The organism is Paenibacillus uliginis N3/975, from assembly GCF_900177425.1.
GTDB lineage: Bacteria > Bacillota > Bacilli > Paenibacillales > Paenibacillaceae > Paenibacillus_AQ > Paenibacillus_AQ uliginis.
The window spans coordinates 4,884,628-4,901,702 of the sequence record NZ_LT840184.1; the positions used below are offsets into that span (position 1 = coordinate 4,884,628).

The window sequence follows — 17,075 nt, forward strand, 5'->3', positions numbered from 1 at the left end:
GCAAAGAGGGAAGTACTCCTCCCTCTCTGCACGATGGGATTCAACTATTTCAAGCTGGATTCAACCTTGATTTCACCGGAAGCCAGTTTTGCTTCGATTTCAGCCATTTTGTCGCGGATCGATTGCGGAACATGCTTCTCATACAGGTCATCTTTAGCCAGCCCTACGCCGCCTTCTTTAGCACCCAGCACTTCAACAGTCCCGAAAGGAAGCTTGCCGTCTTTAAACATTTCCAATGCACGCAGTGTTGTATTATCGAGGTTTTTCAACATCGAAGTCAATACACTTCCTGGATACAGCGGGTTCTGGTTGCTGTCTACACCAATCGTGTATTTACCTTGCTCTTTACCTGCTTCGAGAACACCCAGACCAGCTGCAGCTGCTACCTGATAAGAAATATCTGCCTTTTGAGCAAATTGTGCAAGCGTAAGTTCTTTCGCTTTAGGTGCATCGGCAAAATCACCAATGAATGATGCCACAACATTAATTTCTGGATCAACATATTTCGCACCCTGCTCATAGCCGTGTTTGAAGTCATTTACGATCGGAATGTCCATGCCGCCTACGAATCCAACCGTTTTTTCCGGATTGGCGCCTTCAAGCTCAGTGCTTGTCGTTACCAGACCTGCGAATGCCCCTGCCAGGAAAGAACCTTCACTTTGGGAATAAGTCATTGAGTACACGTTAGGCTTGTTAGGCACTTTATCATCAAAGAAAATGAACTTTTGATCCGGATAACGATCAGCGAGATCCGCGACAATTTCCGTCATTTGGCTCGTACCTACAATAATTACGTCATATTCCTTACCGGAAACCATGGACTCAACACCTGCAGCCCAGTCTGCTTGGTTCGTTCCGCCTTCAATCGTTTTGGTTTCATAACCAAGCGCCTTCTCAGCTTCATCAAGACCTCGTTTTACAGAGTCAAAAAAGGATTTATCCCCCAAGGTAGCGTTTACATAGTAACCCACTTTCATTTTATCCCCGCCGGAATCCTTACCTCCACCGCTGTTCGAATCGCTAGGCTTTGCACTGTCATTGCCGCATGCAGCCACAACCATCATGATTGCAACCAGGCTTAATGTAAGCACCATTCTTCCAAACTTTTTCATACCGTAAATCCCCCTTAAAAATTGTTTTTATTTATTTGGAAACTTTATCTTGGGATAGTCCCTCGACAAAAAGTTCCGTCTCTTTCAGATCAGGCATAGAGACCTGCGCTCCATGCCTGGTAACCGTCAGCGCTCCAACCGCATTGGCGAACGCTGCTGCTTCTAGAAGCGTTTTGCCGGCTACTAGGGCTGTTGCAAAGGCTCCTGCAAAAGCATCTCCGGCTGCAGTCGTGTCCACCGCGTTTACCCGGTAACCTGGAACGAAGGTGGAGCCGCTGGCCTCGGTAATAACAACACCCTGCGCTCCAAGCTTGGAAACAGCTGTTTTGACACCCATCTCCAGCAGTTTCTTCCCAGCCTCTATTGCGGTTTCTTCATCCTTGACCTGTATTCCGGTCAACTGTGAGTTCTCACTTTCGTTAGGGACGATGTAGTCCACCATTCTAAGCAATCCTTCCGGAAGCGACTGGGCCGGCGCTGGATCGAGCAGTACAGGTACACCGTGTTTGTGTGCAATTTCAACGACCTCATGGACTGAATCCAGCGGAATTTCCAGCTGCACCAGGATCAGCTTGGCTTCCGAGATGACCTCTTCCATGAGCTGAGCGCGTTCCGGTGTCATTTGTTGATTTGCTCCCGGAGCTACAATAATACTGTTATCTCCGTCAGCGTCAATGGTGATCAGAGCGATCCCGCTTGACATATCCTCGACTTTTGCAATATGTTCCGTTGTAACGCCAGCACCACTCAAATTATCCAGAAGTTTGTCCGCGAACAGGTCATCACCAAGCATGCCTACCATGGATACTGAAGCGCCAAGACGTCCGGCCGCATAAGCCTGGTTCGCCCCCTTCCCTCCAGGACTCATAAAGAAATCATCACCCAGAAGCGTCTCTCCTCGCTCAGGGCGGCGGTCAATCGTAACGACCATATCCATGTTCAAACTGCCAACTACCACAATGTCAGAGCTCATCTTGTCGTGTTCCTCCTATGCAGGTTTCTCTATATATCAATTGATGTTTGAGAATGACTTGCCTGGCATCCATCCTTTCCCCCTTCATTCGATCATTCAGCAGGCTGACGGCCGTTGCACCAATCTGATACGTAGGAACCGAAATCGAACTGAGTGCGGGATTATACATCTGACCGAAAATAATATCGTCACATCCGATCACTGCAATATCACCCGGAATACTCAGCCCTCTTGCTTTAATTGCATTCATTGCACCAAAAGCGATAAGGTCATTAGCTGCAAAAAGTGCCGTCGGCTGATACGAATCACCATTGAGCAGAAGGTTCATCTGCTCTACACCAGACTCGTAGGAGAAGTTACCGACACCAATCCGTGGGGAAAGCCCCGCAGCAAGCATGGCATCCATATAGCCTTCCTTACGCGTCACCGCTGTCTGAACCTGAAGTGGGCCTGAAATGTGGCATATGCTCTTGTGTCCTTGCGAGATCAGATGTTCCACCGCTTCGTATGCTGCACGGTAATGGTCTATCGTTACCACATCGAACGGCGTCTGAGTGATCGTACGGTCACAAAGAACAAAAGGGATTTGTAGAGACAACAGGTCATTCATTTTACCTTCATCAATAATCGATGATATAAGAATGATTCCTCCGACCTGCTGCTGTGCCATCTTGTGAATATATTCCTGTTCTATCTTGGGGTCATTGTCCGTGTTGCAAATAAACAGAGTATATCCCAGCTCATGGGCTGCATCCTCGATCCCTCTGGCAACCAGCGGAAAAAAAGGGTTTGTAATATCAGGCAGGATCAGCCCGATCATATTCGATGTGTTATTGGCCAAATTTCTTGCTATAGCACTTGGTCGGTATCCCAGTTCCTCAATTGCCTGCTCCACCCGTTCACGGATATTTTTATCCACTTTAGGATTGTTATTGATAACTCTGGATACCGAAGCCTTCGATACATTAGCATGTCTCGCCACATCGAGAATGGTAGGTTTCATAGATTCCCCCTTTTCCGCTTATGCAAGAAATCCCATGAGAAACCGGTTTCACAAATCCGCAAAAAAGTTCTCCCGGTTTGGCAGTAACACGGCTGTTCATGAATACATCTTGTAATAGCTTTAACTCAGAAATAGAGCCCATGCGGTACTGTGACCCATTAAAGTGTTATCGCATCTGTGTTTCATAGGGGTAGTATATCACTTCAAAGTTGGTAAAAATCATGAGAAACCGGTTTCTTGAAAGACTGTTAAAGAAAGCGGTTTCAACGGCTCATTGCCAGAATAACACCGAACAAAAAAATGTTCAACTGTTTTTTTTTAAACTCATTTTCCGCCCTTTTTTGCCTTGAAAGATCAACAAAAACAGCCGGTGCTTCCTGCAAGCATCCGGCTGTTGCCCAACCAGGAGAATCCTCCCAAAACAATAATTCATTTGGTTAGGATTTATATGAGTTCCCCTACGGATGGACATGTAAGCTGTCTTATTTTTGCGGCAATGACAGTAACCGGCAGCACATGATCCACACAGTTCAGCTTGATGGCTGTCCTAGGCATGCCGAATACAACACATGTTTCCTCGGCCTCTGCTATCGTAGATGCAGCTCCGTGGCGTTTCGCGTAGGCCATTCCTTTGGCCCCATCGCTGCCCATGCCCGTCATAAGCACAAAGTGACGTTTCAGAGCTGCCAAATCCGACACAGAATGGAACAACACATCCACCGATGGCCGGTGCCCATTGACTTGTGGCTTCTGTTGCAGAGCAATACGGTATTCACCCTGCCTCATCACTACGGTCATATGGTATCCCCCCGGAGCGATATAAGCTATTCCTCCCTGAAGTAATTGATTGTCCTCAGCTTCCACCACGGAGATCCGGCATATCTGATCCAACCGCCTTGCCAACGATGTTGTGAATTTCGGAGGCATATGCTGCACAATCAAAACAGGGAAGGGGAACTGTGCAGGAAGTCCAGTCAGCACGGTTTGCAGCGCTTTTGGTCCTCCTGTAGAAGTGCCAATCGCCACAATCTGATTGAACTCCTTCGGTCCTTCCACCGTTTTTGGACTTGAAGGCCGCTGTACTATGTGATTCAGACTCCGTCTTGCAGCAATGAGCGTAGAAAGTGGAGTCCGGGCTGCAGCCTTAATCTTGCTAATAATTTCTTTCTTGGCTTCTTCAAGATCCGCAGTGCCCGATATGGAAGGCTTGGGTATAAAATCTACCGCCCCGCTCTGAAGAGCCGCGACTGTAATTTCCGCGCCTTCCTTCGTCAGAGCACTGAGCATAATGACCCTGGTTGGGAGTTCATCCATGATGTGGGCCAATGCTTCCATCCCGTTCATTTCCGGCATTTCAACATCCATGGTCACAATATCAGGACGCAACTCTTTGACCATCCGCACACCTTCAACTCCATTTCGGGCGGTTCCAATCACTTCAATGGAGTCGTCTTCTTCCATCAGACGCACAATCAGATTACGCATAAACAGCGAATCATCCACAACCAATACTTTTATTGATCCCATAAAAGGCAATCTTCCTTTATCTTAAACATTCTCTACCCCATCCACTTATTGCTTTTTTTCGCTAATATGATTGATCAATGCTGATATTTCCATGATGAGGGCTACGCTGCCGTCCCCGAGAATCGTACCGCCAGCAATGCCGTTCACCTTGCCGACATAGGATCCCAGTGATTTGATGACAATCTCCTGATTTCCAATAAGTTCATCAACGACCAGAGCGAGACGCTTTTCCGCCGATCCAACAATGACAAGGGAAAGCTGGCTTTTATGATGCTCCTGGCTTGCAATTTTAAAATGTTCATGCATCCAGGATACCGGAATTACTTGATTACGCAGCAGTAGAACCGACTGTCCACGGAGGGTCACCAACTCCTCTGCCTTAACTCTCACAATTTCAGCAATGTTACTCATGGGAATAATAAAGGTTTGACCGGTAATCTTTACAAGAAGCCCATCAATAATCGCAAGTGTGAGCGGAAGCTTAATCTTGAACTGAGTACCCGATCCAAGCTCGGTTTCAATGTCGATAAGCCCGTTCATTTTCTCGATATGGCTTTTCACGATATCCATACCCACGCCGCGTCCCGACACATCACTTACGACGCTTGCTGTTGAAAATCCCGGCCGGAATATGAGCTCCACAGCATCCCTCTTGCTTAAAGCTTCTGCTTCTTCAGCTGTCAGCAAACCTTTGCTTATGGCCGACGACTTCATTCTGGCCGGATCAATTCCAGCTCCGTCATCCTTCACATAAATAACAACCTGATTATCCTCATGTGCCGCGCGAATAATCAGCTTCCCTGTGGGGGACTTGCCTTTAGCGGTCCGAGCGTCTGGTGTTTCAATCCCATGATCCACCGCATTACGGATTAGATGGATGAGTGGATCACTAATCTCCTCGATTAACGTACGATCAAGCTCGGTGTCTTTCCCCTCAATCAACAGATCGATATCTTTTCCCAAATCCCGGCTCAAATCCCTGATCATGCGCGGGAACCGATTAAACAGCTGCTCGATTGGCAGCATTCTTGCCTTCATGACACTATCCTGCAGATCACCGATAACACGCGACAGATGGTCGGAAATATGGGCAAGGTCCGTTACAGAATCATCCGCAAACCGTCTTCTCTGTATTTGCTCCACCTGATGAATCCGGGTCTGGTCGATAACAAGCTCGCCCACCAAGTTCATTAAATGCTCCAGTCGCTCCACGCTTACTCGAATGGTCTGCGGCTTGGATTTTACAGCGGAGGAGGACTCTGTCTGTTCCAGCTCCTTAGGAAGGGTTGGGGAGGAAACCGGTAAAATGGCGATTTCCTCCGGCTGGACAGGCTCAACTACAACGTTCTCCACATCCATAAGCCCTGAAGCTAAGGAGTACAGCTTCTCCACGTCACAGTCGCCCGCATGAAGAAATGCCAGCTCCAGTTCCTCTTCCCCCTGTTCATCCAGTTCTCCAAGATCCGGTGAAGTATATAGAATCTCTCCACATTCCGCAAGGCTCATCTGAATGACATAGGCTCTTGCCCCTTTGATGAAACAGGACGCGGAAATCCTTAAAAAAATCCAGTTCACTTGAAGCTGCTGCTCCAGACATTCCGATACCTTTAGCCTGTTATCCATACTGATCTGCGGTTTGATAAGAGGTTCTGACACCAACTCAGGACCAGGCATCATATCCTCGGTGACATGTCCAAAATGTTGAAGGTCATACACACATCCGGATATGTCAGTCAGGTTCTCTTCACCTTCCATGATCTCCAGCTTCAGAAGTTTCAGGTTATCCAGCGATTGAAACAGCAGGTCGATTAAAGGGGCTGAAACCGTCAATTGATGACTTCTAACCTGGTCGAGCAAATGTTCCATCTCGTGGGTTAGCTGTTTCATCGTATCAAATCCCATAGCTGCCGATGATCCCTTTAATGTATGGGCTGCACGAAACAGACTTTGCACTGCATCGCCCTTATCGCTTTCCTGCTCCAGCTTTAAAATCTCATCATCCATTAGTTGAAGCTGTTCATCCAGTTCCTCCATAAAAACTTCTTTATACTCGGACAGCATGCCATCCCCTCCCCTATTCATGCAGCAGAACTTCGTCCAATTGCAAAATGCCAACCAGTCCGTTGTCCGCTACGCCAATACCCGTGAAAAATCCGCCGTTTACTCCTCCAACCCGCTCCGGCGGAAGCTGGATATCGGAGAATGTGGTTACCTTATTAACATAGTCCACGATAATACCGATCGCTTCTTCCTGATGATGAACCACAACAATTCTGCTGGATTTGGTGACTTCCGTCTCTGCCATATCGAATAAACAGCGGAGACTGATAACCGGAACAATGGTTCCCCTCAGATTGATGACACCTTTAACGAATTCCCTCATATTCGGAATGGGTGTAATCTCCTGCATTTTAATAATCTCGTGTATATCCTGTATCCGGATAGCATACTGTTCATTTTCAATGCCAAACTCAACATACTGCTCTTTCCCGGTTACCTGCATGATATAACTCCTCACACTACTTGATTTTAAAAGCTGCTACCATATTGTTCAGTTCTTCCGCCAACTGAGCCAGCGACTGCGCAGTCGATGCCGTTTCTTCACTGCTTGCGGCGGTTTCTTCCGCTGAGGCGGAAATACTCTCGATTGCCGTAACCACTTCGGCAGCCTGAGCCGCCTGCTCTTCACTTGCCGCTGCTATTTCCATAACGGTATTGGATGAATCGTTGACCATCGAGATGATGTGATCAAAAGATTCACCTGTTTTCTCCGTTGAGATAACTCCTGCTTCCACGGCCTTTACACTTTCAACCGTGTTGTTTTGCATTCCTTTAATGATGGTGGCGATCTGTTTGGTCGCTTCCCCACTTCGTTCGGCGAGCTTGCGGACTTCGTCTGCTACAACAGCGAAACCGCGGCCCTGTTCCCCTGCACGTGCAGCTTCGATCGCTGCATTGAGTGCAAGCAGGTTGGTTTGTTCAGCGATATCATCAATGACTTCAATGATTTCCCCTATACGTGTCGAATCATCCTCCAGCTTCAATACCTGCCGGTTCACACGATTCATGCCTTCAATCGATTGCTGAACAACGGTTCCCCCCTGGGATGCAATGCCTGCAGTTTCGTTCACGAGTTCGGCAGCGGATGTCGCGCTGCTGGCCACTGCATTGATCGCGAACGACAATTCCTTAAACAGCTCATTAATCGTCTGAACGGAATCAGCCTGCTGGCTGCTGCCCACAGCCAACTCTTCAGCACTAGCGGAAATTTGCTGTGAAGCGGCTGCAACCTGCGAAGCATTCATGTTCACCTGACCAATCATGTTGGTCATGCTTTCAGTGATATCATGAAACACTCTGGCGAATGTTCCGATTTCATCTTTACGATGCCGGTATTCCTCTGGAAGCTCCTGCGTAAAGTCTCCCCGAGCCATGCTTTCCCCGACAACAACCGCACGGTTTAAAGGCCTTACGATGGTATTCGTCAGCAACATGATCACAAGTCCTAACAGAACTAATGTAATGACGCCAGCCGCAATGATGTAGTACATAAGCGCTTGTGAGTCAGCCATAATTTCCTTCATGGGAATGACGATGGTTACAGACCAAGGCGTATCGGTATTTCCGATTTGTATCGGTGTATACATCAAATATGTACCATTGTCATTGTAAGTTAATGTATTACCTTCGCTGATCGCTGCGAGAATATCCGAAACCCGCTCGCTGGGAAAAGCGTCTTTCAAATTTTTGCCGATCTGGCTTTGGTCAGGTAGTGTCACGATTATTCCCGTATTGGAGTATATATGTGCATATCCGGTATCATACAGCTTGAATGGATCCATCATTTTCTGCAGCTGTTCAAGATCGATGTCTATCCCTACTGCGCCAATAACTTCGTTATTTTCTTTAATTGGCACAACAAGTGAGGTCATAATGACATCTTTATCGTCAAGTTTCTCCTTATATGGCTCAATAATTGCCTCCTCACCGCTGTTCTTGACTTTAAGATAATAATCACCTACGCCGTCCTCTTCATATGCTTCAAGTGGACTGAGCTTTAAACCTGCATCCGTTCTCTTCCAGTAAGGTATCAGTCTCCCGCTCTGATCGGTACCCGTTGTATTCTTGTACTGCTGATCTTTGCCATCGAACGCATTCGGCTCCCAGATCGTCCAGGCCGCCAGGTACGATTCATTTTTTTCCAGAACATTTTTAATAATGGTATTAACAGTTTCGCGGTCCGTGTTCCCTTGCTTCTTCATAACCTCAAAGCTGTGAGCTAAAGTACGTGCTGTGCCCATGGTTCTATCCAGATTATTCTGAACATCTCCAGCGATCTTCTCTCCGGCTGTCTCTGTCAGGGATATTGCTGATTTCATGGATGTACTATTGGTAATCAAGGCTATTGCGGTCAGCATACCAGCTAATAAAATTACGATAGAACCTAGAATTACGACTAACATTCGAGTCCGTAGCCTCATAGAAAAGATAGATTTTATACGTTTCATCGTGCATCCCCTTGCTTATCATAGTATTTTTTATATGGAACCTTGGATCAGGCCCCTACAACTCTCCGGATCGACTCCAATACTCTTTCTTCCTGAAAAGGTTTTACGATAAAATCTTTAGCTCCAGCCTGCAGGGACTGAACGACCATAATTTGCTGCCCCATGGCAGAACACATGATAATTTTGGCCTCAGCATCCAGCTGTTTGATATGCTTAACCGCCTCGATCCCCTCCATAACGGGCATCGTGATGTCCATCGTAACGAGATCGGGAGAAAGAGACTTATATTTATCTATCGCCTCCTGTCCGTTGGCAGCTTCACCTACAACCTCAAAGCCGTTCTTGTCCAGCATATTTTTAAGCACCAGCCGCATAAATGCGGCATCATCCACAATTAATACCTTCGTTTTCATGTTGATCCTCCTTTGGTATGAAACAACAGTGCGATATGTATCTTTCCGATCTCTTCCAGATGAACGGATACATGTATCCCTGCCACGAATCCGTATATTTCCAACTGTCCTAACATGATCGTTGGTGGTGTAATGTCCACATGCTTTCCTTTATCAGACAAAATGGTGGATGTTTTTCCGGCAATCATATTTGCCATTTCCCCGATAAAGCTGTGGAGCATCTCCCCTTCCAACGGCATGCCGAACATCGATTCACCCAAACAGCTGAAGGTCTCAAGGTCCCCATGAAAAACGAGACGTCCTTGTAAGTCCCCCATGATCCCAATCAGCACACTAATGCCGCTCTGTATCAATCCTTGTTCGATCGGAATGGGCTGAGAAGCATCCATGGATTGCATGAATACCTGTCTCATCGATTCGATGGTACTATTCAGCAATAGCAAATCACTCTCGTTCATTTGCACTACAACCATCCTTTTCTTGTGAAAATAGGCCTATGTGTGTATGCAAATAATCATACACCCGGGACCATGGAACGTAACCGAAAATAACTTGCGCTACCACGCAAAAATATTGCGGATTTTGCGTAATTTTGTCGAATTACGCAAAAAAAGACCCGATTCCACTGAATAACGGGCCTTCCCTATCTGTATTTTATTGTTTTTTTCAAGATTGCTTGATGAAATCCGAATCCGACAAAAGTCCGAGATTTTTAGCCTTCATTACCGCTTCGATGCGCGACTTTACATTCAGCTTTTGAAACAGGTTGGTCAGACAATATTCTAATGACCGCTGGCTCATAATGACTTGTTCTGCTATTTCCTTGTTGCTCTTGCCACCAGCGATTTGTTTCAATATTTTATACTCCTTGCCCGTGATTGAGCTGGTCCCGGTATCTTTAATATCTTTAAAACCATGATCTGTAGTTCTTCGCATCTGCCTAACAAGAGAAAGCGGGAGTACGACCTCACCTCGAAGGGCGCAACGGACCGCTGTAACAAGCTGCTCCTTGTTCGATGTTTTATGTACAAGCCCTGCAATTCCTGCTTCAATCATAAGGTTAAAGTGATTCATAAAATCATAGCCGGTATAAGTCAAAATGATAGCTTCAGGTACCGCTGTAAGTATCTTTTTGGCAAGGTCAATACCATTGATACCCGGCATATGCAGGTCAATAAGCATAACATCAAAAGGGTGCTCTTTAGCTAGCTCTAATGCCTGATCTCCCGTGTTTGCCAATGTAACGATTAAATCGCCCTCTTGTTCAAGCAGCATTTTGGTTCCTTCCATGACAGAAGGATGGTCATCAACCAATAAAATCTGATACATCTTGATTTTCCCCCATTCACATTGTTCCTGTTCTGTTCAGCTGATTGGTACAGATATAAGAATGGATAAGCCATTATGTGGCGACGAAACAAATTCAATCTCCCCATCCATACTTCGGACGCGTTCCTTAATACCATATACACCCATACTTCCGAAAATAGATATCTTCTCCATCACATTCATACCGATCCCGTTATCTTCATAATTCAGATGAATCATGTCTAAATCATCACTGTAGAGCTTAATAATGACTTGTGTTGCGTTTGAATGTTTCGATGCGTTAGCTAGCATCTCTTGAACAATACGGTACAGCCCGATTATCAGGTCATCGTTCAGATCATGGCTTACATCCATACAATCGAACCGTATCGCATAATCAGATCGAAGCTGCGTAAATTCAAATAACGCCTCGAGCGATCTTTCAAGCCCTACCTCTTTAAGCAGCGGCGGGCGTAATTCATTACATGTAATGCGTATCTGATAAATGACATCCAATAATCCTTGCTTAATGCACTCCAGCTCCTGGAGCGAATCTTTCGGTATATTCCTCTCCGATATGAGCTGATCGAGCCTGCGGTACCAGATAATCTGCTCCTGAAGGGCCGCGTCGTGTAAATCCTGTGCCAAATGTTTCCTTTCGTTTTCAGACAACTGAAACATAAACCGCAGCAGCCACACGGGGGTGGTCTGCTGCGAGGCGAATTGTTCGAGCTCCCGGGTCAAATCCTCGATAGCTCGGAAATTATCATACAGTACGCTAACATAACGAGAAATCGTTTCTAGCCATACTTTTGTTGCCTGGATGAGTAAGAACGGGGAATTTTCCCCTACACACAAGATACAGCTCTTGCCGTGTATTTCACCGATCTTCACGAAATGACCGTCGAGTGTATCGATCATTTCACAAAGAGGCAAGTTCTCTGCGCACTGTTCCAGTATCGTCTCCAAAATGTACTGTGGAATCTGATGGTTCCCATGAGTTACGGTAACGTTAGAGTTGCGGTCCACTTCAATGAAGCTGACCCTATCAGTCGAAATCACCTGGCAGACTTCCCTGACAAACCGGCTATTCAAATCCTCCACCTTCACCATGCCGAACAAGTCAGAAGAGAACTGATCCAGACTCATCTGTAGTCGAAAATACCGGTCTTCGCTTTCGCGTATCATATCTTCAGCGTATTTCCTGTCTTCTTCGACTCTCTTTTGTTCTGTAATATCTCTAACAATCGTTACAGCCGTACCCGCTCCTTTAAATGGAACGGAAGCCGAAACGGCCTCTACATCAATTACACTTCCATCGAACCGCATAATGCGGTGTTCTCCTAACTGGATAGCCCCCTGTTCCTGATATACTGTGTTTATATAATCCATCACCAGCGCTTTCGAATCCGTATGTATCATATCGAGAATCGGACGGCCCATTAAGTCATCCGGCTCCGATGCGCCCAATAACGACAGGGCTTTCGGATTAACATACGTATATTTAAAGTTTTTGTGCAGCAGCATTGCCACGGGCGATATTTCAATTAACTGCCGGTTCAATTGCTCACTATCCATCAGAGCCTGTGCCACCTGCTTGCGCTCCGTTATATCTTCCATGACGATTTCGACCGTACCCGATTGGTTATCATAAATAGCGCTTGCCACAATATCAATAATTTCACCATTAATCCGTTTAATCTTAACTTCCTTGGGAGACACATATCCATTCTCCAGCAGCTCTTTCCGGGCAACCTTAACCCAATCCCGGTCTTCCTCCACTACCCAGCTCCAAGGGCTTGTCCCGACAATATCCTGCAGTCCGGACGCCCCGACAATCCGTATCCCACTGGGATTAAGGTATATCAACTGTTCGTCTTTCGATACCGCAATCGCAATCGGTGAAAGTTCCACTAGTCTCCGGTAACGCTCCATACTTTCCTTAAATGCTCTTTCCATCTTTTTGCGTTCCGAAATATCGTAAAAAATGTGAATCGTATATCCGGTATGTTCGTCATAGATTCCTGTTACTTCCGCCTCAATCAGCTGCCCCTTGAGTGTGACAATGTCATATTCAATCGCTTGTCCATACTTATGAGTCACAATGTGGTCCATTCGTTTGCGGGCTTTATGAATTTCATGCGGCGGTAAAATGTCGTAAATCGGCCTGCCGATGAGCTCTGCCTGCGAGCTTGCCCCAAACCATTTTACCCCTGCCGGGTTGATAAAAATGATCCTCTCGTTGTTCTGTACAATCATCGGCTGCGGAGAGAGATCAATCAACCGCCCATAACGTTCCAAGCTTTCTTTGAACTCCCGTTCAAAAAAAGATATGTCCTCCTGTTCTTCATGGCAGTCACTGGGTTGTTGCGGTTTCACTTTGCTCTTGTATCTAAAATGACGCCTTTTTACGAGAAAGTTGCACTTTCGTTCAGCACTTCCCATGTGTCGGCAGTACCCAATACTCTTGCTACAGCACTGACACAGCATATAAACAATGACGACATTGAAAAACTGTTCGAGTAGTGAAAGCATGATATAGTTCAGGCCCAAGCTGCCGAGTCTCCTTTAACTTTCTTTAGTTGTAAGGAACATTTTCTCCTCATTCCCCATAAGAGGTATCAATGTTTATTATCGGCACACATTGCACATTTGCGAATATATCTCTAACCAAAAGTCAATATATTTCACTAGCGCAAAAATGAAAGAAACCTCACCACGTGCAGGGCATAGAGCCCTACCGAAAATTAATAGAAAGGTTTCTCATATAATATCTATATCCAGACTTTATATCTCCTCCGGTGTAAATACGGTAATCCGGTTTCTACCTTCCAGTTTGGACCTGTAAAGGGCTACATCCACCCTCTCCACAATCTCCTTAGAGGTCAATAACTCCGTTTCGTTGTATATCGCAATCCCGATCGATATGGTAACCTCTACTCCGTTTGGCCCCGGTCCCTTAGCCATCTCTTGACGGAGAGTATCAGCAAGCTCAACTGCCTTTTGAAGACTCGCGTGCTTCATCACAATACCAAACTCTTCTCCACCATAGCGGAAACATAAATCCTCAAGCCCTGCGAACAAACGCATCTCCGAAGCGAGATATTTCAACACCTCGTCCCCAACCACATGTCCATACATATCATTTACCCGTTTAAAAAAATCGATATCTATCAAAATAAGTGCAAACGGCTGACGTTCATCGAGCCATTCTTCCAGCGTTAAATCAAATGTTTTGCGGTTAGCCAGTCCTGTAAGACCATCAATGTGTATTTCATCATTGAGGTGGTTCAAATGATTGCCTATGCTATGGTGCAGCTGTCTCACTTCATAGATGAGGGAAGAGATTTTCGACATCGCTGGTGGAACGGATTTTTTGGACACGACCGCATCTTCCGAGAATTTGGCCAACTCGTAGAGGGGGGTTGAGATATAACGGGAAACGCGCCAGGCAACGAACAAAATGACGATACAAATCGGCAGAGCATGAAGCAAAATACTCCATACAAGCTTCTTTAGCGGTTCATCCAGAACCGAAACGGGGGTCTGTGACACAATTCCCCAGCCGCCTCTCGGCTCATAAGCATAACCTACAAAGAACGATGTTCCTTGGGTATTCGTTATTTCGGCAGAGCCGCTTTTTCCGCTGATTGCTTGCTGAACGACATCATTTCCAATGATGGTCCGATTAATCCGCCGGCAATCCGGGTGAAAGATAAGATGAGCGTGATTATCCGTCACGTAGACATAGGAGCCGTTTCCGTAAAAATGCTCACTCAGCAACCTGCTGAGTACATTGTCCTCCTGCAGATAGATCGTTCCTCCTGCAAAGCCTTTATAATTTCCCTGAGCGTCATATATCGGGGAGGAGATCAGCAGGATCAAACGTCCTGTCGCTGCCACGTAAGGTTCCGAAATGATCGAGGCTCTCGTCTCGACGGCTTGAGCGGAAGCTTTGGATGTGAGCCGGCTCCCGACAAGACTATATTCCTGATCGGGAGTAACGGCCTTAATCTGGCGCCTTGAATCAGCAATAAAGACCGAGTTAAAATACTGCTCATTCGCCTTGAACCAGATATCCAAGTCCCGCTGACTAAAGGTTGATTCTCCTGCCAAGCGGGCAACGCTGTTCATGTTATTTTGCATAATGTCTAAAATATCGGTTGTATTCGAAGCCAGCTTCTTGGCATATTGATAGTTGCTCTCCAAATAATTGTACGACAAAGACTTCACATTGGCGGTTACCGCTAAATATCCTCCAACAACAGCGGTTAACACGATGGAACTGATAACAAGTAAGCCGAGTATAATACGGAGCTTGAATCCTTTGCGCTTTCCCACGATGAGCCTTCCTTCGTTCCAAAATTAAAACCCTGATGGAACCCAGTTGGACAGGTCAAAAAACAGGATTATTATCCCATTGTAACAAAATATGGCGAAAAATGTCGTTATTCTTCACGAAATATTATTCTAATTATGAATTTAAATTCCATTCCGAATGAATTTTTGGCACATCTGAAATCAGCTGCTGTGTGTATCGGTGCTGGATGTTGTTCTCAACCCGGAGTTTTAGCAGCATATCGAGAAGCGTGGAACGGGAACAGGCATCCACCATATATAGAAGGTTGGAGCTTATCTCACAGATTATTTAAATTTTTTTGCGGTTTCCACAAAAAAACCAAGGATTTTTTCATCCGATGTCGAAAGATTTAGTTCAATAAAAATGGCGAAAGTATCGACATACTTTCAGACCCAGAGGGTGATACATTTTGTCAGAAATCAAAGAAATACTCCTCCAGCTGCTGTTCTCACTTACACCATTTGTATTATATAACATCTACTACCGCAACCTTGAGGTAAACTACTCCAGACGGTTCATCATATTTACTTGTTCATTCTGCCTCATACTGTCCATGACCTTTCCCCTCAGTGTACAGGATGGACTTGTCTTTGATGTCAGGTATGTCATCATATTTTTTGGCATCTTGTTTGGAGGGGTTACGACCGGCTTTATTTTACTCGTAGAATTTATAATATTCCGATTATACATTGGTGGTTCAGGCACTTTGGACGCTTTAATTATTTTGGCTATCACCTTTCCTCTATCTATTCTACTAAGTTCTTTTTATTACAAAATCAGAAAAAAGTATTGGATTACGTTCATCGCCGGAATCAGCTTTTCCATCATTCCTATAGTCGTGCTTTACATCACCAAACCGGATTATATACTTTCCAATGTAACGTTTAACATTCTAGCTATGCCGGTTCATAATTGTCTTGGCATTTGGCTGCTCATCACTTTGTTCAATAAATCTGTCACGGACAAGGAGTTATATCTTAAATTTATCCAGAACGAGAAGGTCGAGACAATTAATCAAGTGGCTGCTTCGCTTGCCCATGAAGTACGCAACCCTCTGACGACCGTCCTCGGTTTTCTGAAATTAATTCGCGCGAACACGTTAGGCTGGGAAAAAACAGAACGTTTCATCGATATCAGTATTGAAGAAATCCACCGTACAGAACAAATTCTTTCAGATTACCTGTCCATCAGTAAACCTCTGGCTACTTTCCATCAGCATATCGATCTTGTCGTGCAGCTAAAAACGGTCGTTGAGGTGATGACACCATACGCCAACATGAACAATGTTTCTTTGGAAGCGTCGTACCCGGCTGCTCCCGTGCATATCACCGGTAACCCGACAGAGATGAAGCAGCTGCTTGTTAACTTTATTAAGAATGCAATTGAAGCCAGCGCCGATATGCCTAAGGCCAGAGTCAGCATTCAATTCTTGCAGCATCTCCGGCGGGTTCAACTCGAAATCCAAGATAACGGTGTGGGGATGGATGAAGAACAGATGAGCCGGCTTGGCTCGATCTATTATTCTACCAAAAGCACCGGCACCGGACTCGGGCTAACCTTTTCCTATCAAGCTATACGTTCCATGAACGGTACGATTTCCGTTAAAAGCGAGCTGTATTCAGGAACCGTGTTTACGATTTCGCTGCCTCTTGCTTGACGCTGCACTATACATTAACGACGTTTAAGACATATCAGTACCTGATTGAACCTTCTTACCTATGAAATGTGACCACTCCAAATAATCCGACAGGATTCGGTCAGTGAATGTTGTATAATTGTATAACATACAAGATTACTTATTACGTCATGTTTGATCATAGCAGCCCATTCAATTTAATAATCGTTAAGCACTAAATTTGATGATGAGCCTA

13 protein-coding genes are annotated in these 17,075 nt (G+C 45.6%); 1 reads left to right on the forward strand and 12 read right to left on the reverse strand.

Translation table 11 applies throughout. The features are described from left to right. Nucleotides 1-44: 44 nt before the first annotated feature. The 12 genes from B9N86_RS23025 to B9N86_RS23080 form a co-directional block, all read right to left on the reverse strand. On the reverse strand, nt 45-1,112 hold the full coding sequence (locus tag B9N86_RS23025) for a BMP family lipoprotein (protein ID WP_208915451.1): 1,068 nt from the start codon (nt 1,110-1,112) through the stop codon (nt 45-47). A 31-nt stretch (nt 1,113-1,143) separates the two neighbouring features. After that, the gene (rbsK, locus tag B9N86_RS23030) at nt 1,144-2,085 is read right to left on the reverse strand and encodes a ribokinase (protein ID WP_208915452.1); all 942 of its coding nucleotides are present in this window, start codon (nt 2,083-2,085) and stop codon (nt 1,144-1,146) included. Beyond that, nucleotides 2,075-3,088 (reverse strand): LacI family DNA-binding transcriptional regulator, encoded by a 1,014-nt coding sequence (locus B9N86_RS23035; protein ID WP_208915453.1) that lies wholly within the window; start codon nt 3,086-3,088, stop codon nt 2,075-2,077. The genes rbsK and B9N86_RS23035 overlap by 11 nt, the downstream gene beginning before the upstream one ends. Nucleotides 3,089-3,532: 444 nt before the next feature. Next, on the reverse strand, nt 3,533-4,615 hold the full coding sequence (locus B9N86_RS23040) for a protein-glutamate methylesterase/protein-glutamine glutaminase (RefSeq protein WP_208915454.1): 1,083 nt from the start codon (nt 4,613-4,615) through the stop codon (nt 3,533-3,535). A 45-nt stretch (nt 4,616-4,660) separates the two neighbouring features. Then, entirely contained in the window at nt 4,661-6,676 is a 2,016-nt protein-coding gene (locus B9N86_RS23045; protein ID WP_208915455.1) for a chemotaxis protein CheA, read from the reverse strand. Nucleotides 6,677-6,689: 13 nt separating this feature from the next. Beyond that, nucleotides 6,690-7,118, reverse strand: a complete 429-nt coding sequence (locus tag B9N86_RS23050; RefSeq protein WP_208915456.1) for a chemotaxis protein CheW — start codon at nt 7,116-7,118, stop codon at nt 6,690-6,692. Nucleotides 7,119-7,134: 16 nt separating this feature from the next. Next, nucleotides 7,135-9,078, reverse strand: coding sequence for a methyl-accepting chemotaxis protein (locus tag B9N86_RS23055; protein ID WP_244562811.1), 1,944 nt, complete (start codon nt 9,076-9,078; stop codon nt 7,135-7,137). 92 nt (nt 9,079-9,170) lie between these two features. Next, on the reverse strand, nt 9,171-9,536 hold the full coding sequence (locus tag B9N86_RS23060; RefSeq protein ID WP_208915458.1) for a response regulator: 366 nt from the start codon (nt 9,534-9,536) through the stop codon (nt 9,171-9,173). Then, nucleotides 9,533-9,994: a chemotaxis protein CheX gene (locus B9N86_RS23065; protein WP_208915459.1), complete on the reverse strand. Its 462-nt coding sequence runs from the start codon at nt 9,992-9,994 to the stop codon at nt 9,533-9,535. Before B9N86_RS23065 ends, B9N86_RS23060 begins: the two co-directional genes overlap by 4 nt. Nucleotides 9,995-10,202: 208 nt before the next feature. Beyond that, nucleotides 10,203-10,865, reverse strand: a complete 663-nt coding sequence (locus B9N86_RS23070; protein WP_208915460.1) for a response regulator transcription factor — start codon at nt 10,863-10,865, stop codon at nt 10,203-10,205. Between the two features lie 36 nt (nt 10,866-10,901). Beyond that, a complete protein-coding gene (locus B9N86_RS23075; RefSeq protein WP_208915461.1) occupies nt 10,902-13,223 on the reverse strand; it encodes a PAS domain-containing sensor histidine kinase in 2,322 nt (773 codons plus the stop codon). Between the two features lie 408 nt (nt 13,224-13,631). Further along, nucleotides 13,632-15,185, reverse strand: a complete 1,554-nt coding sequence (locus tag B9N86_RS23080; RefSeq protein ID WP_208915462.1) for a sensor domain-containing diguanylate cyclase — start codon at nt 15,183-15,185, stop codon at nt 13,632-13,634. 428 nt (nt 15,186-15,613) lie between these two features. Here B9N86_RS23080 and B9N86_RS23085 point away from each other — a divergent pair, with 428 nt between their 5' ends. Next, nucleotides 15,614-16,861 carry a sensor histidine kinase gene (locus B9N86_RS23085; RefSeq protein ID WP_208915463.1) on the forward strand — a complete coding sequence of 416 codons (1,248 nt, stop codon included), beginning with the start codon at nt 15,614-15,616 and terminating at the stop codon, nt 16,859-16,861. Nucleotides 16,862-17,075: the final 214 nt, after the last annotated feature.